The organism is Pseudomonas sp. TH08 (genome assembly GCF_016651275.1).
GTDB lineage: Bacteria > Pseudomonadota > Gammaproteobacteria > Pseudomonadales > Pseudomonadaceae > Aquipseudomonas.
Genome location: NZ_JAEKEE010000006.1, coordinates 590,510 through 609,932 on the forward strand (window position 1 = coordinate 590,510; position 19,423 = coordinate 609,932).

The following is a 19,423-nucleotide window of genomic DNA, read 5'->3' on the forward strand; positions in this document are numbered from 1 at the left end:
ACCCGGATCCTCGCCATGTTACGAATCACTGAACTCAAGCTGCCAATCGACCATCCCGAAGAAGACCTGCGCCCTGCCATCGTGCAGCGCCTGGGCATCGCCAGCGATGATTTGCTCGATTTCACCTTGTTCAAGCGCAGCTACGATGCGCGCAAAAAGTCCTCCGAACTCTGCTTCATCTACACCATCGACCTCAACGTACGCGACGAGGCCAAGGTGCTGGGCAAGTTTGCCGACGACCGTAACGTCAACGTGGCGCCGGATGTCAGCTATAAATTCGTCGGCCAGGCGCCAAGCGACCTGAGCCAGCGCCCGATTGTCGTCGGTTTCGGCCCGTGCGGGATCTTCGCAGGGCTGCTGCTGGCACAAATGGGCTTCAAGCCGATCGTCCTCGAACGCGGTACCGAAGTCCGTCAGCGCACCAAGGACACTTGGGGCCTGTGGCGTAAAAGCGTGCTTAACCCCGAGTCCAACGTGCAGTTCGGCGAAGGCGGCGCGGGGACGTTCTCCGACGGCAAGCTGTACAGCCAGATCAAGGATCCGAAGTTCCTTGGCCGCAAAGTCCTGCACGAGTTCGTCAAGGCCGGCGCGCCGGAAGAAATCCTCTACGTCAGCAAGCCGCACATCGGTACGTTCCGTCTGACCGGCATGGTTGAAAACATGCGCGAGCAGATCCGCGAACTGGGCGGCGAAGTGCGCTTCCAGGAGCGCGTGACCGACGTACTGATCGAAGACGGCCAACTGGTCGGCGTTGAACTGGCCAGCGGTGAAACCCTGCATTCGAAACACGTGGTTCTGGCCCTCGGCCACAGTGCCCGCGACACCTTCCGCATGCTCCACGGCCGTGGCGTGTTCATGGAAGCCAAGCCGTTCTCGGTGGGTTTCCGCATCGAGCACCCACAGTCGCTGATCGACCGTGCACGACTGGGCAAATACGCCGGTCACCCGAAGTTGGGCGCCGCCGACTACAAACTGGTGCACCACGCCAAGAACGGCCGTTCGGTCTACAGCTTCTGCATGTGCCCAGGCGGTACCGTGGTCGCGGCAACTTCGGAGCCGAACCGCGTCGTCACCAACGGTATGAGCCAGTACTCGCGTAACGAGCGTAATGCCAACTCCGGCATCGTTGTCGGTATTACTCCGGAAGTCGATTATCCGGGCGGCCCACTGGCCGGGATCGAGTTGCAGGAGCGTCTGGAATCCCACGCTTTTATCCTCGGCGGCAGCGATTACAAGGCCCCGGCGCAACTGGTCGGCGATTTCATCAACGACATTCCTTCGACCGAACTGGGCGAAGTCGAGCCGTCGTACAAGCCGGGTGTGGCGTTGGGCGATCTGGCCCTGGCCCTGCCCGACTTCGCAATTGAAGCGATCCGTGAAGCGTTGCCAGCGTTCGAGAAGCAGATTCGCGGATATTCACTGCACGACGCGGTGTTGACCGGTATCGAGACGCGCACTTCGTCGCCGTTGCGGATTACCCGTAACGAGACGCTGCAAAGCATGAACGTCAAAGGCTTGTTCCCGGCCGGTGAAGGCGCGGGTTATGCGGGCGGTATTCTGTCGGCGGGTGTTGACGGGATTCGCATCGCTGAAGCTGTGGCTCGCGATATCCTCGGCCTTACTGACTGACACAACGCCCTGTGTAGGAGTGAGCCTGCTCGCGATAGCGGTAATCCGGTCAACATCAATGTTGAATGTTATTACGCAATCGCGAGCAGGCTCACTCCTACAGTTGATTTTGGTGTGTCAGATGTTGGCGCGTAAAACGCTGGTCGGCAGCGCCTCGCCGCGCTCTGCGCTTGCTGCAACTGCCTCGATCAAAGCGTCCAACTCATACCCCTGCGCCTTCAGCCATTCCGGATCGTAATAGGTGTCGGCATACCGCTCGCCGCCATCGCACAGAATCGCCACGATCGATCCCGACTCCCCCGCCGCTTTCATCTGTTGCGCCGCCATCAAGGCGCCGATCAGATTGGTCCCGCTCGACCCGCCAACATGCCGCCCAAGACGCTGCGCCAGATAATGCATGGCGGCGAGTGACAAGGCGTCCGGCACTTTGACCATTGCATCGATCACCTTTGGCAGGAACGACGCTTCCACCCGTGGTCGACCAATGCCTTCAATTCGCGAACCGCAATCGAGGCGCAAACTGGCGTCACCGGTCTGGTAGTAATCGAAGAACACCGAACGCTCGGCATCCGCGCACAGAACGCGGGTGCAGTGCTGGCGATAGCGCACGTATCGGCCAAGAGTCGCGGTGGTGCCGCCGGTGCCGGGGCTGGAAATCAGCCAGCTCGGTTCTGGGTGTTTTTCGTAGCGCATCTGCTGGAAGATCGACTCGGCGATGTTGTTGTTTGCGCGCCAGTCGGTAGCGCGCTCGGCGTAGGTGAACTGGTCGATGAAATGACCGCCATGCTCACGGGCCAGGCGCTCGGATTCGGCGTAGATCTGCGTCGGATCTTTCACCAGGTGGCTTTGACCACCATAGAAGGCAATCTGCGCGATCTTCTCCTTCGACGTGGTCGCCGGCATCACCGCAATGAACGGCAAACCGAGCATGCGTGCGAAATACGCCTCGGAAATCGCCGTGGAACCGCTGGACGCCTCGATCACCGGCGCACCCGGCTTCAGCCAGCCGTTACACAGCGCGTAGAGAAACAGCGAACGCGCCAGCCGATGTTTGAGGCTGCCGGTCGGATGGCTCGACTCATCCTTGAAATACAACTCGATGCCCGCAAAACCCGGCAACGGCAAAGGGATCAGGTGGGTGTCGGCGCTGCGCTGGAAATCCGCCTCGATGATGCGGATGGCTTCACGGGCCCACTGTCGGTTGTCGCTCATGGTGTTGGTTCTCGTTGAATCGGGCAGGAAATCAGCCTCCCAGGAAGGCTCATCCGTCAGCTTAGGAAAAATCCTGCATCGCGCACAGATACAGCTGAGTCTCAATGTGTCAGACAACTGCTAGGCTCAGCGTGATTGAGCCAGACACCTTGTAACGACATATAACAAAAAAGAATATAACTTTTGTTTTAACAACTAACAGTACGGGTTAGGGTGTTCCACCTTTTGACTATTCGATGGAGAGCGACCTTGCCTCTGCGTAGCACTTTCACGCGTTTCTTTCAGTTGGAAGCTGCCAGCGGTCTGTTATTGATCGCTGCGGCTGTCCTTGCTCTGGTTATCAACAATTCGCCACTGTCGTGGTTGTACACCGGTCTGCTCGATACCCCCGTGGTGGCGCAGATCGGTGCGTTGAAAATCGCTAAACCTCTATTGCTGTGGATCAACGACGGTCTGATGGCGATGTTCTTCCTGCTGATTGGTCTGGAAGTGAAGCGCGAGGTTCTCGACGGCCAGCTCTCCAAACCCTCGCAGATCGTCCTGCCCGGCGCCGCAGCCATCGGCGGCATGCTGGTACCGGCATTGATCTACTGGTTCCTCAACCGTGACAACCCCGCCGCCCTCGACGGCTGGGCGATCCCGACCGCCACCGACATCGCCTTCGCCCTCGGCGTACTGGCCCTGTTGGGCAAACGCGTGCCAGTGTCGCTGAAGCTGTTCCTGATGACCCTGGCGATCATCGATGACCTTGGCGCCATCGTGATCATCGCGATCTTCTACTCTGGCGAACTGTCGACCCTGTCGCTCGGCCTCGCGGCGGCGTGTATCGCGGCGCTGGTGGCGATGAACCGGCTCGGCGTGGTCAAGCTCGGGCCGTACATGATCATTGGTCTGATCCTCTGGGTTTGCGTGCTCAAGAGCGGTGTCCACGCGACGCTGGCCGGGGTGACGTTGGCGTTCTGCATTCCGCTGCGCACGAAAAACGCCGAGCCGTCGCCGCTACTGACGCTCGAACATGCGCTGCACCCGTGGGTGGCTTACGGCATTCTGCCGCTGTTCGCCTTCGCCAACGCCGGCCTGTCGCTGAGCGGCGTGACCGTCGAAAGCTTTACCCATCACGTACCGATGGGCATTGCCGTGGGCCTGCTGCTGGGCAAAACCGTCGGCGTGTTCGGCCTGACCTGGCTGGCCGTCAAGACCGGCATCGCCGCCCTGCCGCAAGGCGCCAATTGGGGCCAGGTGCTGGGCGTAGCGATCCTCTGCGGGATCGGTTTCACCATGAGCCTTTTCGTCGGTTCGCTGGCGTTTGAACCGGGTGTGAGCGACTACGCCGGGATGGACCGAATGGGCATTTTGACCGGCTCGATTCTGGCGGCGTTGATTGGTTATGCGGTAACCGCGGCGGCAAGTCGCAGTAGCACCATTCAAAGGGCCTGAGTGCTGGCCCATGCCAACTGCACGGCTTAGCAATAAGCCGTGCAAGTGTGCTATATGTTTCGTCAAGCCAGCAGCCGTTCCCGCACGGTATTCCCGGAGGCATCCATGTCACGTAAAGCAGAAAAACGCCCAATGACGGACGATCAGATTGCCGTCCAGGAATCCCGAATTCCAGACATCGCCCTGAAGGCATTCAGCAATGCCTACAAAATGGCACTGGCCAATGGCGCAGCCGTTCTTGTCGCTAAAGATGGTCAGCTATTTGAAGTGACAGATAAGACGTCCGTTGCACTGCGCTCGATCGGCACTTATGGAAATCTGAAAAGCGGCACGCGCCTGCACATCAATAAATCTTCAAAACAGGTCACTTCTTGAGCACACCCAGAATACGGATATTTGCGGGACCGAACGGATCGGGAAAAAGCACCTTCAATCGCCTTGTTCCTGCCCACTTGCGGGGAAACTACATCAACCCGGATGACATAGAGCGGGCGATTAAAGATACGGGGTATTTTGACTTCACCTCGTATCACATTGAATCTCACAAAGAACAGATTTTCGATTTTCTCCGCCAACACGCGCTACTGGAGAAATCCCCTCGTTCGCTGGCAAAGCTGGATTCACTCACAATGGAAGGTGAGAGACTCAACTTCGCAAATACCGAGATCGACTCCTACGTCGCTTCGGCCCTTTCCGACTTCATACGAAGGTCGCTGATCAGAGAACGCATCAGCTTTACCTTTGAAACGGTCATGTCCTCCTCAGACAAAGTCAACCTGCTTGCCGACGCTCATAACTCCGGCTACAGAGTCTATGTTTATTACGTCGCTACCGCCGATCCCGAAATCAACATAGCCAGGGTTGCCTACCGTGTGTCGCAAGGTGGGCACAGCGTTCCTCCTGAAAAAATCAGGGCCCGTTACTGGAGATCTCTGGAGCTCCTTTCTGAGGCTATCCTGACATCCAACAGAGCTTACATTTTCGATAACTCGGATGAAGGTAGTGAAGGGTTAACTCAAATAGCAGAAATCACCGACGGCGAGCTGATTGAAATCAAATCAGATATCCAGCCACCCTGGTTCAAAGAGTTCGTTCTCGACAAATTACTGTAGTCGAACAATCCCACGTCTTAGAGACGCGTCCTACAGCCACAATTTTCCTGCTTCGTTAACGTTGCGCAGCCCTTTGCGAAGGGCTGTCGATGGATGAGCGAAAGGACGTTCAGTGACTGGCAACAAGGACATTCCCTGGGTTTCCAACCCACCGGAGGGCGACGGGCATCACGTCACCCATCGCTTCATGACGGCCAGCGAAATGGCCGCGCGCGACGCCAGACAAAACGCTTACGACGCCATGTTGGCGCGGCAGGAGGCTTTTGAGCGCAGTCGTGAGGTTTCGGCCAAAAAGGCCAACCCCGAGCATGCCGGCCGCGTATTCGCCAAATCCTGCAAATTGCCGGACGCAATCATCGATTACTCGAGCCCCTCGGGGATGGTACCGACGGACAGCCTGAAGGATTACGGCGATCTCATCCTGCTCGGTGCCCGCGAAGCCGATACTGCGGGCGTGTTGAACCTGCAAGCGATCAGCGGCGACACGGTTTCACTGGGCGTCGAACGCATCGCAGTGCGCATACCCACCCTCGCCGCTCCCGCAATCACAGCACTTGGCGCGGCGGGTGCTGCCGCGCTCTCGGCAGTGGTTGCGGTGTTCTGGACACCCACCCTCGGCGACAGTGCCCTTTACACCGAAGACCAGTTGCGCGCCCTGAAACAAGCCCGCACCCGCGTGCGCCTGCGTGTTGAACAGCAGTCTGACGGCAGCCTCAAGGGCTACGGCTTTTACACCGGCAAGAACCGTGATTGGGAGATGGTCGATGTCGTGCAGTTCAGTGCGCGTGGTAGTCAGTTCATCGCGGATCTGGGCGAAGGTATCGAACTGATCTGGACGCCGGCGGTGGATGGCTCCGACATCCTCGGTATTCCCGCCTTGGAGTCAGCACCGCAGGCGCCGCATATCTGGGTGTATCCGCCGACGAAAGCGGCGGACGGGATTCTGGTGAATCCGGTCTATCCGCCGGAGTACCGGGATTTCATTCTGGTCTTTCCGGTGGGTTCTGGGGTTCTACCAGTCTATGTCGTGGCGAACATTTCTCATGGTAACTACCATCCAAAACCTCAGACTTTACCTGCATACCCTGATGCCCGATGGGCCACTCCAAAAACGCCAATAAAAGGTGGCGGAGGTTTACGACCGCGCTGGAAAGATAGAGACGGTGTAATTTATGAATGGGACTTTCAACATGGAGCGATTGAAAAATATACAAAGCGTGGAAAGCATTTGGGAGAATTTAACCACGAAACAGGCGAGCAAACGAAACCGGCAGATCCAACCAGAAGGATAGAACCATGAAACATCAGATCATGGGCGTAAAGAGAGGAGAGGATTTCCCTATTTTTCAACGAACCATTCCCATCGCTACGTCAGCTCTGAAGCTAGTAATGGGTTGGCAGTATGAGGAAGAGTCGCAGCATGACTACAGGCTGACGGAGCAACAAATTATTGAAATTGAAAAAGCATGCGCAATTATCCTACCTCGAGACATTGATCTTTATCTATCTACTCAGATCTAAGTCACCACGTTGGAAACTGTTATAAACCTGAGTTTCCCGAAGAGTTTGGGGTTCTCCATGAGCACATGTGCAATTACGGACTTACTGCATTGAAGCAAAAAACAAAACCCGACCAGTCACCTGATCGGGGTTTTCTTTACCCTACATTCCGCTTAGTGCGAAACGCGGCTGGTTCCGCCAACGGTGGAGATGCGCACGCGCTCGCCAACTCGGAACACTTCGTTCTCCTGAACCTGCTGCACATAGGCACGCATGCTGCCGTCGTCTTCACGCACGGTGATTTCCACGCCTTGGGTACGGGTCAGACCTTCTTCAGTCGCCGAACCGATCAGGCCGCCGGCCACGGCACCGATAACGGCAGCAACGATGCTGCCCTTGCCGCCGCCGATGGCGCTGCCGCCAACGCCGCCAACCGCTGCACCGGCGATGCCGCCGATTGGGGTCTTGGTGCCTTCGATTTTGACCGGGCGCAGGGATTCGATGGTGCCCATGCGAATCGTCTGCACGCGACGCGCTTCGTCACGGGAGTAGGAGTCACCGGTCAGGCTCGATTGGCAGCCGGTAAGCAACATCGCCATCGTGGAAAAGGAAGCAACCAGCAGAACAGACTTACGCATAGCATCAACTCCAAAGGAACATATATTCATTAAACTCCGCGGCTTGACGCGTGTCACGACGCCGCCCGGACAAATTCGGTTTCATTCAGGCGAGGTACAGACGCCTGCACTTTTCTCTGTAGAAGCCCCTACAGTAGCGCCAAATTGCGGATTCTGCGCCACCGACCCCAAGGATTTTCATGGATTACTTCATCATCGTCGTCACCACGGTCGCCGGTTTGTACTTCCATTGGTGGCTGTACGTGCGGATCAAACGCTGGATGGATCGTGATCTGGCGCTGTCACTGGCGGGCAAGGATGAGGGCAAACGCGCCTTCATGCTCGACCAGTTGGCTCACGCTCAGGCGCAGAAGATCAAACGCCGGGATCTACCGCAGTGGCTGGAGGCCGCTGCGGCAGGCTATCCCGCTCGGTAGACTGCTCAGGGTGCCAGACGTTCAAGAATCCAGTCGGCGCCCTGTAAGCGGTAGTTGAGGCGATCGTGCAGACGGCTCGGACGGCCCTGCCAGAATTCGATGCGCTCAGGCAGCAACCGATACCCGCCCCAATGTTCCGGGCAATCGGGTTGAGTATCGGAAAAACGCTGCTCAGTGGCTTTGAGCAAGTCTTCCAGTTCACCTCGCCCGTTGATCACCCGGCTTTGCGGCGATGCCCAGGCACCGAGACGGCTGCCCAGCGGACGCACCTGATAATAGGCATCGGACTCTTGCGGCGTGACCTTCACCACCCGGCCTTCGATGCGCACCTGACGTTCGAGGGTTGGCCAGAAGAAGGTCATGGCGGCAAACGGATTGGCCAGCAGGTGCTGGCCCTTGGCGCTGTCGTAGTTGGTGAAGAAAGTGAAACCCTGCTCGTCCAGGCCCTTGAGCAGCAGAATGCGGCAATGCGGACGTCCGTCCGCATCGACCGTGGCCAGAGTCATGGCGTTGGCTTCCACCGGCGCCTGCTCGGTTTTCACCGCGTCGGCGAACCAGTGGTGAAACAGCGCAAACGGCTCGGCCGGGGCTTGCGCCTCGGTCAAACCATCACGGGTGTAATCGCGACGCATATCTGCCAGAGCCTGGGTCATGGCGCATTCCTTTTCGTTAGCGGATCACTTCTTGGTGGCATCAGCGGCGGCGACTTTCTTGTCGGTCGCGGCGGCTTTGGCTGGCGTGGTTTTCTTCGCTGGAGCCTTGGCCGGTGCCTTTTTGGCTGGGGCCTTGGCGGCAGCTTTCTTCGCCGGGGCTTTTTTCGCGGCTGGCACAGCGGCTTTCTTCGCAGCAGGCGCCGGTGTTACCGGTTTGGCAGCAGGCTTGACGTCTTGCGCAGCGACCAGGGTCACTGGCTTCGGCGCCGGCATGTTGTACTTGCTCAGCAGCGCAACCATGGTGTTCTGCGGGGTCACCAGCAGTTCAACGCGACGGTTCAGGGCACGGCCTTCAACGCTGTCGTTGGCCGCACGCGGTGCTTCGGAACCCATGCCGCGCAGCATCAGGCGATCGCGCTGCAAACCACTGAGGCGGAAGATCGCCGCAATGGCCTGGGCACGTTCCTTGCTCAGTTTGATGTTGGCCGGTGCAGCACCGCTCGAGTCGCTGTGACCGAGAACCAGAACCGCGGTTTTCGGGTCGGCTTCGAGGATTTTCGCTACACGGGTGAAAGGGCCGAGGGTGACCGGCAGCAGCATTGCCGGACGATCCGGGTTGAACGAGCCTTCGACCGGTGCAGTTACGACCAGCACGTTTTCACGGCGCTCGAGTTGCAGATTGCTGTCCTTGACCGCTTCACGCAGACGCGGCTCGTAGTCATCCAGCCAGGCTTGCGTGACTTTCGGATCAGGCATCGGCACGGCTTTGGCGGTTGGCTGATCCTTGCCGCCAAACGGCCACCACCACTTGCTGCCGGTGTCGGCGTCAGCCTTGGCCACGGCGACCGGTTTCTTGGCTTCCGGTGCCACCTCAGCCTTCATGTCGGCCTTGGCCGCTTCATCATCGGAACCGAACGGCCAGTACCAAGGGTTGCTGCTTTCAGCCTTGGCCACTGGCGCAGTAGCCGCCGGTTTCAATGGAGCGACGGGGGCCGGTTCTTTCGCCGCAACCTTGTCGGAAGAACCGAACGGCCACCAACTGCCGCCGTCCGCATCGTTTTTCGGGGTCTGTGCGCAACCGGTGATCGCTACACACAGGGCCAGGGCGAGGGTCTTTTTAGATGACATTGAAAATCCACAAAATGAAGTAATGAAAAATCAGAGCACTGTCGCCCGGATAAACAGCCGTTTTGAATCAAAATTTCTCTCGAGGTTCCGACCCTGGAGCCTCAGTTGATGCTTTACAGACAAGTGGCAAGCACCCGCGCGAGCTTCTGCGCGCGCGGATCCATCAAGACGTACGGCCCAAGGGTATTTGTCACAAAACCAAACGCGACATCATGCTCAGGGTCAGCAAAACCGATGGAGCCGCCCGCGCCCGGGTGACCGAACGCCCGCGGGCCGAGGCCGTAGGTAGCATTGGGCACGTCAGGTTGATCGAGCATGCAGCCCAGACCGAAACGGGTGCGGGTCAGCAGGGTTTTGTCCTCGCCGATACTGTGCTCGCGGGTCAGCTCTTCGAGCATGTCGCTTTCGAGCAGGCTGCCATCGAGTAAACCGGCGTAGAACCCGGCCAGACTGCGCGCATTACCGTGGCCGTTGGCCGCCGGTTGCTGCATGCGTCGCCATTCCGGTTTGTTGGTGCTGGTGAGCACCGACGGTGGATTGGTAAAGGCACGGGTGGTCATGGCAGCAGGTTCACGCAGGGTGACTTGCAGCAGGCGTTGAGCGGCGGCATCGCCAGCGTTGCCCTTGCCTCGGGCGATGTGCGCGACACGATGAAACTGCTCATCGGCCAGACCGACGTGAAAGTCCAGGCCCAACGGTTTGGCGACGCGAGCGACAATGGATTCGCCCGGCCCGCGACCGTCGGCGCGCCGTAGCAATTCACCAATCAGCCAGCCGTAGGTGATCGCGGCGTAACCGTGACCGGTGCCCGGCGTCCACCACGGTGCTTCGGCCGCGAGGGCGTCGACCATGGTTTGCCAGTCGTACAGGGCTTCGGGGGCCAGCAGTTCGCGCAGAGCCGGCAAACCGGCCTGATGGCAGAGCAATTGGCGCAAGGTAACGGATTCTTTACCGGCGGCGGCGAATTCTGGCCAGTAACGCGCGACCGGAACATCCAGTTGCAACTTGCCTTCGGCGACCAGTTGCAGCGCGGTGACGGCGGTAAAGGTTTTGGTGCAGGAGAACAGGTTGGCGATGGTGTCGCTGTGCCAGGCCTCGGCCCCGTCCTTGTCGGCGGTACCGGACCAGAGGTCGAGGACGGTTTCCCCGCCGACCTGAATGCACAAGGCTGCGCCGCGTTCCTGGGGATCGTCGAACAGTGCGGCGAAAGCGTCGCGCACCGCTTCGAATTGAAGCTCGTAATGTCCCTGAATCTGCACCCGCAACTCCCCCGCGAAAACGCTCTACAAAGTGGCCCGCATTGTTCCAGCCCTTGAGGGATTTGGGAACAGTGGCGGGCTAGACGGTCAGATCAACAACAAGATCAAAAGATCGCAGCCTGCGGCAGCTCCTACAGAAGAGTGAATCCGACGCAGGCGGCGATCCTGGCGATATCAGCTGTTAATGACCATTGCCTGAGTGCCCGCCGGCATGCCCTGCGCCCGGACCCTTGCCGGCCTCACCCTTGCGCCCGCCCTCAGCTTCGTGACCGGCCGCAGTGGGCGCTTTCTCAGCCTCTTTACCCAACTGATCAATCGCCTGCAAATTACTCTTGCGCACGGTCTCGACAAAACCCTGATACGGCAGATCTGTCACACCGACCAAGCCGAAATGACCATTCTCACCATCCAGCAGACGCCCGGTCACCGGTTGATCCAGGTACTGGAACCAATGCACACCGACAATCGATGGTTCACTCAACGCCTGTTTAAGGAAGTTGGCGTACGCCGGGCCACGGTCTTCTTCCTTGGCCAGTTGCGTCACGCCGCCCCAGAACGGGCCACGATCAGCGGAGCCAAAGTTGAACTCGGTGATCAATACCGGCTTGTCCAAAGCCCGCAGTGCGGCGAAGTCATAGCCATCCTGAGGCTTGAGGGTGTACATGTTGAAGCTCAGCACGTCGCAATATTGAGCGCACGAGGCCACGGCTTCCGGAGTGCTGAGGGCGAAACGACCGCCAAGCAGCAACTGGTTCGGCGCGTGCCATTTCAGCGAGTCGGAAATGGTTTTGAAGTAGGTGTCGGCGAAGACTTTCTGGAAGTATTTGAAGTCGGCCTCGATTTCCGGGTGTTCCGCGCTCGGCAGCGGTGGTTCGAAGCCCGGATCTTCCATCAACTCCCACGCCGGCAGGTCAATGCCCCACGCCTTAGACAGACCAGCCTGATTGCGGTACTTGTCGCGCAACTGCTTGAGAAATGCACGCTTGGCGGGCACGTCGGTGGTCATTTTCAATGTGCCGTAAGCCAGCGCGTAGCGCGATTTCGGATCATCGCCGGCCCCTGCCCAGGCCAACTCGTTGTCGGCGAAGTAACCAATCAACCACGGATCGTCGCGGTGATCGCGGGCCGCAATGGCCACGGCGCGCTCGGTGGCCATGGCAAAACGTGGATCGAACGGATCGGGCATCGCGCCCCACCAATCGTTACCGGTGCTGATGCTGGTGTAGTCGCCGACGATCGACAACGGCAAGGTGTACGGCACACGCTCGGCGTCACCAAGCGCCTCGGCGCTCCAGTTACCGACAGTATTGAAGCCCCAGGCTTGCAGGCGATCGAGGGTGTGGCTCGCCCACTTCTGCTCATCGACCGTGGCTTTGCATGGCGCGGCAACGGCTTCAACAGCGGCTTTTTCAGCCGTTGCCGCCACCGCATCGGTTTTCGCCGCTTCGGCGACACCGGCTTTCGCTTCGCTCGACTCTGTCGCAGGTTCGGCGGCCTTCACTGCCGTTTGTTCCACCGCGTCAGCCTTGGCCGCTTCTGCGATTCCCGCCTTTTGGTCGCTGTCAGCGTGGCAGGGTTCGCCGTAAACCCGTTGCAGGTTGGCGCCATAGAAGTCGTACCAGCGCCCGTTGCCGTAACCACGGCCTTGATCGGCGCCGTTGCCGCCTCGGTTATCGCCTTCGCCGAAGTGGCTGGCGAGTGGCTCGCCGGGTTTTGGCAGGGATTCAAACATCCACTCGCGACCGGCCACGTAGGTCTGATTGACCTCCGGACTGACCGTATTGACGCCAAGGGAATAGAACGGGTGCCCTTCCGGCGTCACCAGATACCAGCGACCGTCACGCTTTTCCGTGCGGAAGAAGCCGCTGGCCTTGAACGCAGGGCCTTTGTTCCAGCCACCGAATTTGTCCAGCGAGGATTTTTCGCGCTCGGCCAGCCAGGTTTTCAGCTGCTGCTGTTCCCTGGCAGTAGCGGATTTGAGTTGTTCGTCGGAGCTGACCTTTTCCGGCCACTTGCTGCGGGTCGACTGCCCGTAAGCGTCGACAAGATTGCCGTACACCGCCTGAGTTGCATCGCCATCCTGCACACCGAAACGTTCCAGCAGCAGGCTCTGGGCAACTTTTGGCTGATCCATCGAGAGGCTCACCGATACCACTTGGCTGCGATCGATCTCACCGCTGCTGCTGGCCAGCAGAATGCGCTGGCCATCGACGGTCATCGGCATTGACGGGCCGGCCTTCATGCCCTGACTCAGCGGCGTCGACGCCACCAGTGGCACCAACAAGGTTTGCGCCGGGCCGGCAGGCAGGTCGACGCGGCTGACCAGCGTCTTGCCGTCATTGCTCTGGATTTGCACGTAGACCGTCACGGCCCAGTTCATCGCACTCTGCAAACGCAGGGTCATCATGCCGGACTGCGACCAGTCCCAAGCGCCGGTTTGCGGGGTCAGACGCAAGGTTGGCCGCGCCACCGGGTTGAACGTCACCCGACGCAATACTTCGCCTTCGGCCGTTTGCTCGGCGTTGGCTTGCGGCAGATCAGCGTTTTCGGTGGCGATTTTCACTACGTCAGCGGGGCGGACAAAGTTGAACAGAGTCTGCTGACCGGCGGGCGCCGCGAGTAGCGGCGCAGCGAAGATCAAGGCGAATACGGCAGGCAACGAACGGCGAATCATAAGAACGGAGTTCTCCCTAACGACCAACATTGGCCAATGGAAAAGCGATGGCAGAGAGATAGACAGCACGGCGGGCAAAACTGCCCACCGATGTCTCAGGATATTTCACGACGGAATGGCGGCAACGCATTGAGGATTGCCTTGCCGTAACGCTGGGTGACCAGACGTCGATCAAGCAAGGTGATCGTGCCGCGGTCTTCCTCGGTGCGCAGCAAGCGGCCGCAGGCCTGCACCAGCTTCAGCGATGCGTCGGGCACGGAGATTTCCATGAACGGATTGCCACCGCGCGCCTCGATCCACTCGGACAAGGCTGCCTCGACTGGATCATCCGGCACCGAGAACGGGATCTTGGCGATCACCACGTGCTCGCAGTAGGCACCCGGCAAGTCGACGCCTTCGGCAAAACTGGCCAGACCGAACAGCACACTGGAATCACCGCCATCGACTCGCGCCTTGTGCTTGTTCAGGGTTTCCTGTTTCGACAGGTTGCCTTGAATGAACACTTGCTTGCGCCAGTCGCGATCGAGGCCGTCGAACACGTCCTGCATCTGTTTACGCGAGGAGAACAGCACCAGCGTGCCCCGCGAACCTTCGACCAGATCCGGCAACTCACGGATGATCGCCGCCGTATGGGCGGCCGCATCGCGCGGGTCAGCCTTGAGATCCGGTACTCGCAATACACCGGCATCAGCATGGTGGAACGGACTCGGCACCACGGCGGTGACGGCTTTTTTCGGCAGGCCGGCGCGCATGCGAAAACGGTCGAAGGTGCCCAGCGCAGTCAGGGTTGCCGAGGTTACCAGACAGCCGTAAGCCACGTTCCACAGGCTGCGGCGCAAGGTTTCGGCGGCAAGAATCGGGCTGGCGTTGACCTCGATGTCGAACAGCGAACCGCTTTCGGCCAGGGTCAGCCAACGCGCCATCGGCGGGCTGTCTTCCGGGTCTTCGGCGGTGAACGCCGTCCACAATTCCCAGTTGCCCGAGGCACGGGACAACAGGCTGCCGAACAGCGGATACCACTCTTCCGCCTGATTGCTGGCGATGCCGATGTTGACCTCGCCGTCCATGCCTTCCTTGAGCAGGTCGGTCAGGCGGGTGAACAGATCATTGAGACGCGAGAAGCCTTTTTTCAGCTCGATGCCCATTTCGCGCATGTGCTCGGGAATCACCCCGGCGATGAAGCGATGACGCGGCCGCTCACGGCCCTCGACATCTTCGCCGGGTTTGAAATCGGCAACCTGCTCGCAGGCGCTGAACATGAACTGCTGCTGAGCCTTGATCTCGCGCGCCAGCTCCGGCACTTGCTCGATCAACTTGCCGAGATCGCCCGGCAACGGATGCTGGGCCAGCAGTTTGGTGAGGTTCTTGGCGGTGGTTTCCAGCCAGTCGGCAGTGGAGCGCAGGCGCGTGTAATGGGCGAAGTGGCCGATGGCCTTGTCCGGCAGGTGGTGACCTTCGTCGAACACGTAAATGGTGTCGCGCGGATCGGGCAAAACAGCACCGCCGCCCAACGCCAGGTCAGCCAGCACCATGTCGTGGTTGGTGACGATCACGTCGACCTTGCCCATGCCTTCGCGAGCTTTGTAAAAGGCGCACTGGCCGAAGTTCGGGCAATGGCGGTTGGTGCACTGGCTGTGATCGGTGGTCAGGCGCGCCCAATCGGCGTCTTCCAGCGCAGTCGACCAACTGTCGCGATCGCCGTCCCATTTATTGCCGGCGAGTTTCTCGATCATGCTGGTGAAGAGCTTCTGACTGGCCTCATCGACCTCTATCTTGAAGCCTTCTTCTTCGAACAGCTGCGCAGTGGCGGTTTGCGCGTGGCCTTCCTGCAGCAGCATGTCGAGCTTGGACAGGCACATGTAGCGGCCACGACCCTTGGCCAACGCGAAGGTGAAGTTCAGCCCGCTATTGCGCATCAGGTCGGGCAAGTCCTTGTAGACGATCTGTTCTTGCAGGGCCACGGTCGCGGTGGCAATCACCAGGCGTTTGCCGGCGAGTTTCGCGGTAGGGATCGCCGCCAGACTGTAAGCCACTGTCTTGCCCGTACCGGTGCCGGCTTCCACCGCGACAATCGCGGGGTCGCCACTGCGCCGGCCTTCATCGTCGGTGTCGATATCCCCGAGGACTTTCGCGATTTCGGCGATCATCAGGCGCTGGCCGTAACGCGGTTTAAGGCTCTTGGCCTCTAGAAAACGCGAGTAGGCGCCCTGGATCGTGGTTTTGAGTTCAGTGCTGATCATTGAGTGTCGGGCGCAAAAACGCTGGATAAATTTTCAGTGGTTCGGTTCGGCGGCTATCATACCCCGCGAATCGATCCCGCGCAGAACGGAGTACCCCAATGACACTTTTTAGCCTCGTTTATCCCCTGCATGTGCTGTCCGCCCTGGTCTGGGTCGGCGGAATGTTTTTCGCCTGGATGGTCCTGCGCCCCGCGGCTGTGAAGGCCTTGGACGGCCCTGCCCGACTGACGTTGTGGGTGGAAGTGTTTCAAGGTTTTTTCCGCTGGGTCTGGGTCGCGGTAATCCTGTTGCCGATCAGTGGCGTGGGCATGTTGCATTTGCAGCAGGTCGGTTTTGAGACAGCGCCGAAATATGTGCAAGTGATGATCGGGTTGTACGTGGTGATGACGGCGCTGTTTATCCGCATTCAGGGCTTGATGCTGCCGGAACTGCGCACGGCAGTCGAAGCGAAGGACTGGCCGGCAGGTGCGGCGGTGCTGGGGCGGATTCGCCGGGTGGTGGGGCTTAATCTGATTGTCGGACTGGTGCTGGTGGCGATTGCCGCGGCTCGGCCGATGCTCTGAGCCACAGCATTTTTTGAGCTGTAAACACTGTTGTGGCGAGGGGATTTATCCCCGATGGACTGCATGGCAGTCCCGCTTTTCAATTCAAGAGCGGGGCCGCTTCGCGACCCATCGGGGATAAATCCCCTCGCCACAACTGAGTTCTACTGTTCTTTTACAGACGTTGCACGGTCACGGCACCTGGCGCCCCTACAGGCCCAGGCTGACCGTCCACCCCGGCCTTGCCACTCTTGCCGCCATCTGCGCGATACACCAGGCAGCCCTTGGACTTGCCACCCTTGCCTGCCTTGCCGCCCACACCCGCCGGGCCACCGGCGCCGCCAGCCACATTGACCTTGATCAGCTCGGCTGGAAACTCACGCGGTACTTCAAGGCGTACCAGCGCCCCCGGTGCGCCCGGCTGACCGTCGCTGCCGTTGCTGCCATCAAAACCGTGCCCGGCCGAGCCATAGGTGCAGCCCGGATCTTCCCCGTTTCCGCCATCAAGCCCAACAAAACCCGGCGCACCGGTGCCGCCCCGGGCATCGACCAACAGTTGCGGCGCGTTCAATGCCTTGAACTGCAGATTCAGATTGCGCCCCGCACGGGCGGCTTTTTCGTAAGTCCCCGGCGCACCGCGCGCGGTGATCTGGCTGCCATCGCTCAGTTCTGCGCGAATGACTTTCATGTCCAAAGCCTGTTCGCCCGGCACGATCGCGATGCGCGCTTCATGGCCCAGACGCAGTTCACCGACGCTCAGCTCTGTCACGTTCGATGGAATCAGCAACGTGCCGTAATCGGCGACTTCCAGTTTTTCCAGCTGCAAGGTGCCGGCCGTGTTGGGCAAACGCATCAGCGAATTGGCTTCGACGCTGACCACCTGAGCGCAGGCCAGTGGACTGATGAATGCAGCGAGCAAGCAGAGTTTACGCATGGGAAGAAGCCTCCGGAGCGGCCGGGGCCGGGATGGTTTGCAGGTGGAATACGCCAAAAAGCAGAATGCGAGCACGGTCACGCCAAGGATGCGCACGACCCTTGAGGCTGCGATTGCACAGCAGCACTTCAAGCACATGGATGAGCAATAACAGACCGCCAGCCAGATTGACCAGCAGGTGTAGCGGATGTACGAACGGCACCAGTTGATTGGCCAGCACCACACAGCAGAACAGCAGGGTCAATAACCGCCCCAGCCCCCAGAACACTTTCATACGCTCCCCCGTGTTGCGAATTATTCTTTGCATGCACAGTAACGGCTTCTGCGGGGGATAAGCCAGAGGCGCAAATGAAAAAACTTCTGCCAAGCGCCGGATGGCTGCCGAGGTGACGATGATCGTCACCCGGCAGCTCTAGCCCGTGGCCTTCAGACACGTCCTAACGATTGATGTGCAACTCCACGCGACGGTTTTTCGCGCGCCCCTCATCGGTGGCGTTATCGGCGACCGGCTCGCTTTCACCGCGCCCTTCACTGGTGAGTTTGTTCGGCGCCAGACCTTGGCTCAGCAGATACGCCGCGACACTGCTCGCACGGCGTTCCGACAAGGCCTGGTTGTATGCATCCGAACCTTTGCTGTCGGTATGACCGACGACTTTGATACTGACCACGTCGGCATTGCGCAATTTGTCCATCAGCGTATCGAGTTGCGCTTTCGCTGACGGGGTCAGGTCGGACTTGTCGAAATCAAAGAGGACGTTGCCGGCATCGCTGAGGGTGATCACTTCAGTCTGCGGCGCCGGCTCGGGTACTTTCTCGGTGACTGGATATTGCGGCAGCGGGCAACCACGGTGGTCGACCGGGGTATTGGCTGGTGTATCCGGGCAACGGTCGCGGCGGTCGAATACGCCGTCGCCGTCTTCATCGCCGTCCTGGGCATAACAGATCAGTCCGCCGGTAAGAATCCCCAGCGCTGCGCCGCCACCGGCCCAGCCACCACTTTCGATGGCGCCGAGACCGCCACCGACCAGCCCGCCGATAAGGCTGCAGATCGGCCACGTACGTTGATTGAGGGGTGCAGTGCCATCGCTGTGGGTGGCGCAACCGGTGAGCAAGCTGCCTAGCAGTAGCACCGGCAAGACGGACCTTGAGAAACCAGTCATTGTGAAAGCTCCTGTGTCACCGGCCCATACCGGTTACACAGGAGTAAAGACCCGCATCCGCGACTGCACAAGCCGCGGATGCGAGAGGTCTAGCGGACGATTTTGATTTCGGTACGACGGTTTTGCGCGCGACCATCAGCGGTTTTGTTGTCGGCGACAGGCTGGCTTTCACCCAGACCGGATACCGAAACGAAGCTGGCGCGCGGCACACCTTGCTGAATCAGGTATTCAACCACCGAGTGCGCACGACGATCCGACAGTTTTTTGTTGTAGGCATCGCTGCCGACGCTATCGGTGTGACCGGTCACGGTCAGTTGTGCAGTCGAGGATTCCTGTTTCAGGCGCGTGGCAACCTTGTCGAGCACTTGTTTGTCAGAACCGGTCAGCGTGGCTTTGTCGAACTGGAAGTGCACGTCACGAATAACAATGGTTTCTTCCTTGACCACTACTGCTTCTTCAACCACAGCTGCCGGGGCTGGTGGAGGGCAACCGTCAGCATCGACCTCCACGCCTTTAGGCGTGTGCGGGCACTTGTCGCGACTGTCCGGCACACCATCGCCGTCTTCGTCGCCATCACCGTGAACCCAGCAATAGGCCGCTGCCGTACCGCCGACCAGCAATGCGCCGTAGCCGGCCCACGCCGAGCTTTCCGTCGCGCCGAGACCCGCACCCACAACACCACCGACCGCCGCACAGGTCGGCCAGTCGGTTTTTTGCAAACCTGCGCAACCAGTCAACACACTGGTTAGCAGAATCAAAGGTAATGCTGTCCGAACTATGCTCATCTGGTTTTCTCCTGAGGGATCGGCTTAGAACCGATTCAGGGAGTAAAGACCGGAGTTTTAATCTCCGCCAGCAATAGGCCACTGCCGTTTGCGACCGTGTTCAC

Annotated in this window: 19 protein-coding genes; 8 read left to right on the forward strand and 11 right to left on the reverse strand. The window is 59.5% G+C overall.

Features of this window, described 5'->3' with window-relative positions:
* Nucleotides 1–15 precede the first annotated feature (15 nt).
* Nucleotides 16–1,629, forward strand: coding sequence for an NAD(P)/FAD-dependent oxidoreductase (locus JFT91_RS29005; RefSeq protein WP_201227672.1), 1,614 nt, complete (start codon nucleotides 16–18; stop codon nucleotides 1,627–1,629).
* 117 nt (nucleotides 1,630–1,746) lie between these two features.
* Here the strand turns inward: JFT91_RS29005 and JFT91_RS29010 are convergent, their stop codons facing one another.
* Complete coding sequence (locus tag JFT91_RS29010) at nucleotides 1,747–2,841, reverse strand: PLP-dependent cysteine synthase family protein (protein WP_201234646.1); 1,095 nt, start codon at nucleotides 2,839–2,841, stop codon at nucleotides 1,747–1,749.
* Nucleotides 2,842–3,090: 249 nt separating this feature from the next.
* On the opposite strand from JFT91_RS29010, the gene nhaA reads away from it, so the two are divergent.
* The 5 genes from nhaA to JFT91_RS29035 all read left to right on the forward strand — a co-directional run bounded on the left by nhaA (nucleotide 3,091) and on the right by JFT91_RS29035 (nucleotide 6,911).
* Nucleotides 3,091–4,278: a Na+/H+ antiporter NhaA gene (gene nhaA, locus JFT91_RS29015; RefSeq protein WP_201234648.1), complete on the forward strand. Its 1,188-nt coding sequence runs from the start codon at nucleotides 3,091–3,093 to the stop codon at nucleotides 4,276–4,278.
* A 105-nt stretch (nucleotides 4,279–4,383) separates the two neighbouring features.
* A complete protein-coding gene (locus JFT91_RS29020) occupies nucleotides 4,384–4,653 on the forward strand; it encodes a hypothetical protein (RefSeq protein WP_201234650.1) in 270 nt (89 codons plus the stop codon).
* Nucleotides 4,650–5,390: an ATPase gene (locus JFT91_RS29025; RefSeq protein WP_201234652.1), complete on the forward strand. Its 741-nt coding sequence runs from the start codon at nucleotides 4,650–4,652 to the stop codon at nucleotides 5,388–5,390. Before JFT91_RS29020 ends, JFT91_RS29025 begins: the two co-directional genes overlap by 4 nt.
* A 112-nt stretch (nucleotides 5,391–5,502) precedes the next feature.
* A complete protein-coding gene (locus JFT91_RS29030) occupies nucleotides 5,503–6,690 on the forward strand; it encodes a colicin E3/pyocin S6 family cytotoxin (RefSeq protein WP_201234654.1) in 1,188 nt (395 codons plus the stop codon).
* Entirely contained in the window at nucleotides 6,687–6,911 is a 225-nt protein-coding gene (locus tag JFT91_RS29035) for a hypothetical protein (RefSeq protein ID WP_201234655.1), read from the forward strand. The genes JFT91_RS29030 and JFT91_RS29035 overlap by 4 nt, the downstream gene beginning before the upstream one ends.
* Nucleotides 6,912–7,063: 152 nt before the next feature.
* On the opposite strand, the gene JFT91_RS29040 is transcribed toward JFT91_RS29035, so the two are convergent.
* The gene (locus JFT91_RS29040; protein WP_008086349.1) at nucleotides 7,064–7,528 is read right to left on the reverse strand and encodes an outer membrane lipoprotein; all 465 of its coding nucleotides are present in this window, start codon (nucleotides 7,526–7,528) and stop codon (nucleotides 7,064–7,066) included.
* A gap of 179 nt (nucleotides 7,529–7,707) precedes the next feature.
* Between JFT91_RS29040 and JFT91_RS29045 the strand changes: the two genes are divergently transcribed.
* Nucleotides 7,708–7,944 (forward strand): hypothetical protein, encoded by a 237-nt coding sequence (locus tag JFT91_RS29045; protein ID WP_201227675.1) that lies wholly within the window; start codon nucleotides 7,708–7,710, stop codon nucleotides 7,942–7,944.
* Nucleotides 7,945–7,949: 5 nt separating this feature from the next.
* On the opposite strand, the gene pdxH is transcribed toward JFT91_RS29045, so the two are convergent.
* From pdxH to dinG, 5 genes are all read right to left on the reverse strand, one after another.
* On the reverse strand, nucleotides 7,950–8,597 hold the full coding sequence (gene pdxH / locus JFT91_RS29050; protein WP_201227676.1) for a pyridoxamine 5'-phosphate oxidase: 648 nt from the start codon (nucleotides 8,595–8,597) through the stop codon (nucleotides 7,950–7,952).
* 24 nt (nucleotides 8,598–8,621) lie between these two features.
* Entirely contained in the window at nucleotides 8,622–9,725 is a 1,104-nt protein-coding gene (locus JFT91_RS29055) for an OmpA family protein (protein ID WP_201234657.1), read from the reverse strand.
* A gap of 113 nt (nucleotides 9,726–9,838) precedes the next feature.
* Nucleotides 9,839–10,984: a serine hydrolase gene (locus tag JFT91_RS29060; protein ID WP_201234659.1), complete on the reverse strand. Its 1,146-nt coding sequence runs from the start codon at nucleotides 10,982–10,984 to the stop codon at nucleotides 9,839–9,841.
* A gap of 181 nt (nucleotides 10,985–11,165) precedes the next feature.
* The gene (locus tag JFT91_RS29065) at nucleotides 11,166–13,658 is read right to left on the reverse strand and encodes an alpha-amylase family protein (protein WP_201234661.1); all 2,493 of its coding nucleotides are present in this window, start codon (nucleotides 13,656–13,658) and stop codon (nucleotides 11,166–11,168) included.
* A 95-nt stretch (nucleotides 13,659–13,753) separates the two neighbouring features.
* Complete coding sequence (gene dinG / locus JFT91_RS29070; RefSeq protein WP_201227680.1) at nucleotides 13,754–15,898, reverse strand: ATP-dependent DNA helicase DinG; 2,145 nt, start codon at nucleotides 15,896–15,898, stop codon at nucleotides 13,754–13,756.
* Nucleotides 15,899–15,996: 98 nt separating this feature from the next.
* On the opposite strand from dinG, the gene JFT91_RS29075 reads away from it, so the two are divergent.
* Nucleotides 15,997–16,461, forward strand: a complete 465-nt coding sequence (locus JFT91_RS29075) for a DUF2269 family protein (protein WP_201234663.1) — start codon at nucleotides 15,997–15,999, stop codon at nucleotides 16,459–16,461.
* 154 nt (nucleotides 16,462–16,615) lie between these two features.
* Here JFT91_RS29075 and JFT91_RS29080 read toward each other — a convergent pair whose 3' ends face one another.
* From JFT91_RS29080 to JFT91_RS29095, 4 genes are all read right to left on the reverse strand, one after another.
* Complete coding sequence (locus JFT91_RS29080) at nucleotides 16,616–17,374, reverse strand: collagen-like protein (RefSeq protein WP_201201253.1); 759 nt, start codon at nucleotides 17,372–17,374, stop codon at nucleotides 16,616–16,618.
* Nucleotides 17,367–17,648: a DUF1145 domain-containing protein gene (locus tag JFT91_RS29085; protein WP_201201251.1), complete on the reverse strand. Its 282-nt coding sequence runs from the start codon at nucleotides 17,646–17,648 to the stop codon at nucleotides 17,367–17,369. Before JFT91_RS29085 ends, JFT91_RS29080 begins: the two co-directional genes overlap by 8 nt.
* A 163-nt stretch (nucleotides 17,649–17,811) precedes the next feature.
* On the reverse strand, nucleotides 17,812–18,534 hold the full coding sequence (locus JFT91_RS29090) for a PA1041 family peptidoglycan-binding anchor lipoprotein (RefSeq protein WP_201227684.1): 723 nt from the start codon (nucleotides 18,532–18,534) through the stop codon (nucleotides 17,812–17,814).
* Between the two features lie 89 nt (nucleotides 18,535–18,623).
* Nucleotides 18,624–19,319: a PA1041 family peptidoglycan-binding anchor lipoprotein gene (locus JFT91_RS29095; protein WP_201234665.1), complete on the reverse strand. Its 696-nt coding sequence runs from the start codon at nucleotides 19,317–19,319 to the stop codon at nucleotides 18,624–18,626.
* Between the last annotated feature and the right edge of the window lie 104 nt (nucleotides 19,320–19,423).

What these genes read in the sequence shown, in the direction of transcription:
- JFT91_RS29095 (WP_201234665.1), bottom strand. Translation starts at nt 19,319, where the DNA reads ATGAGCATAGTTCGGACAGCATTACCTTTGATTCTGCTAACCAGTGTG.
- pdxH (WP_201227676.1), bottom strand. Translation starts at nt 8,597, where the DNA reads ATGACCCAGGCTCTGGCAGATATGCGTCGCGATTACACCCGTGATGGT.
- JFT91_RS29065 (WP_201234661.1), bottom strand. Translation starts at nt 13,658, where the DNA reads ATGATTCGCCGTTCGTTGCCTGCCGTATTCGCCTTGATCTTCGCTGCG.
- JFT91_RS29090 (WP_201227684.1), bottom strand. Translation starts at nt 18,534, where the DNA reads ATGACTGGTTTCTCAAGGTCCGTCTTGCCGGTGCTACTGCTAGGCAGC.
- dinG (WP_201227680.1), bottom strand. Translation starts at nt 15,898, where the DNA reads ATGATCAGCACTGAACTCAAAACCACGATCCAGGGCGCCTACTCGCGT.
- JFT91_RS29045 (WP_201227675.1), top strand. Translation starts at nt 7,708, where the DNA reads ATGGATTACTTCATCATCGTCGTCACCACGGTCGCCGGTTTGTACTTC.
- JFT91_RS29085 (WP_201201251.1), bottom strand. Translation starts at nt 17,648, where the DNA reads ATGAAAGTGTTCTGGGGGCTGGGGCGGTTATTGACCCTGCTGTTCTGC.
- JFT91_RS29080 (WP_201201253.1), bottom strand. Translation starts at nt 17,374, where the DNA reads ATGCGTAAACTCTGCTTGCTCGCTGCATTCATCAGTCCACTGGCCTGC.
- JFT91_RS29055 (WP_201234657.1), bottom strand. Translation starts at nt 9,725, where the DNA reads ATGTCATCTAAAAAGACCCTCGCCCTGGCCCTGTGTGTAGCGATCACC.
- JFT91_RS29005 (WP_201227672.1), top strand. Translation starts at nt 16, where the DNA reads ATGTTACGAATCACTGAACTCAAGCTGCCAATCGACCATCCCGAAGAA.
- JFT91_RS29035 (WP_201234655.1), top strand. Translation starts at nt 6,687, where the DNA reads ATGAAACATCAGATCATGGGCGTAAAGAGAGGAGAGGATTTCCCTATT.
- JFT91_RS29040 (WP_008086349.1), bottom strand. Translation starts at nt 7,528, where the DNA reads ATGCGTAAGTCTGTTCTGCTGGTTGCTTCCTTTTCCACGATGGCGATG.
- JFT91_RS29020 (WP_201234650.1), top strand. Translation starts at nt 4,384, where the DNA reads ATGTCACGTAAAGCAGAAAAACGCCCAATGACGGACGATCAGATTGCC.
- JFT91_RS29075 (WP_201234663.1), top strand. Translation starts at nt 15,997, where the DNA reads ATGACACTTTTTAGCCTCGTTTATCCCCTGCATGTGCTGTCCGCCCTG.
- JFT91_RS29010 (WP_201234646.1), bottom strand. Translation starts at nt 2,841, where the DNA reads ATGAGCGACAACCGACAGTGGGCCCGTGAAGCCATCCGCATCATCGAG.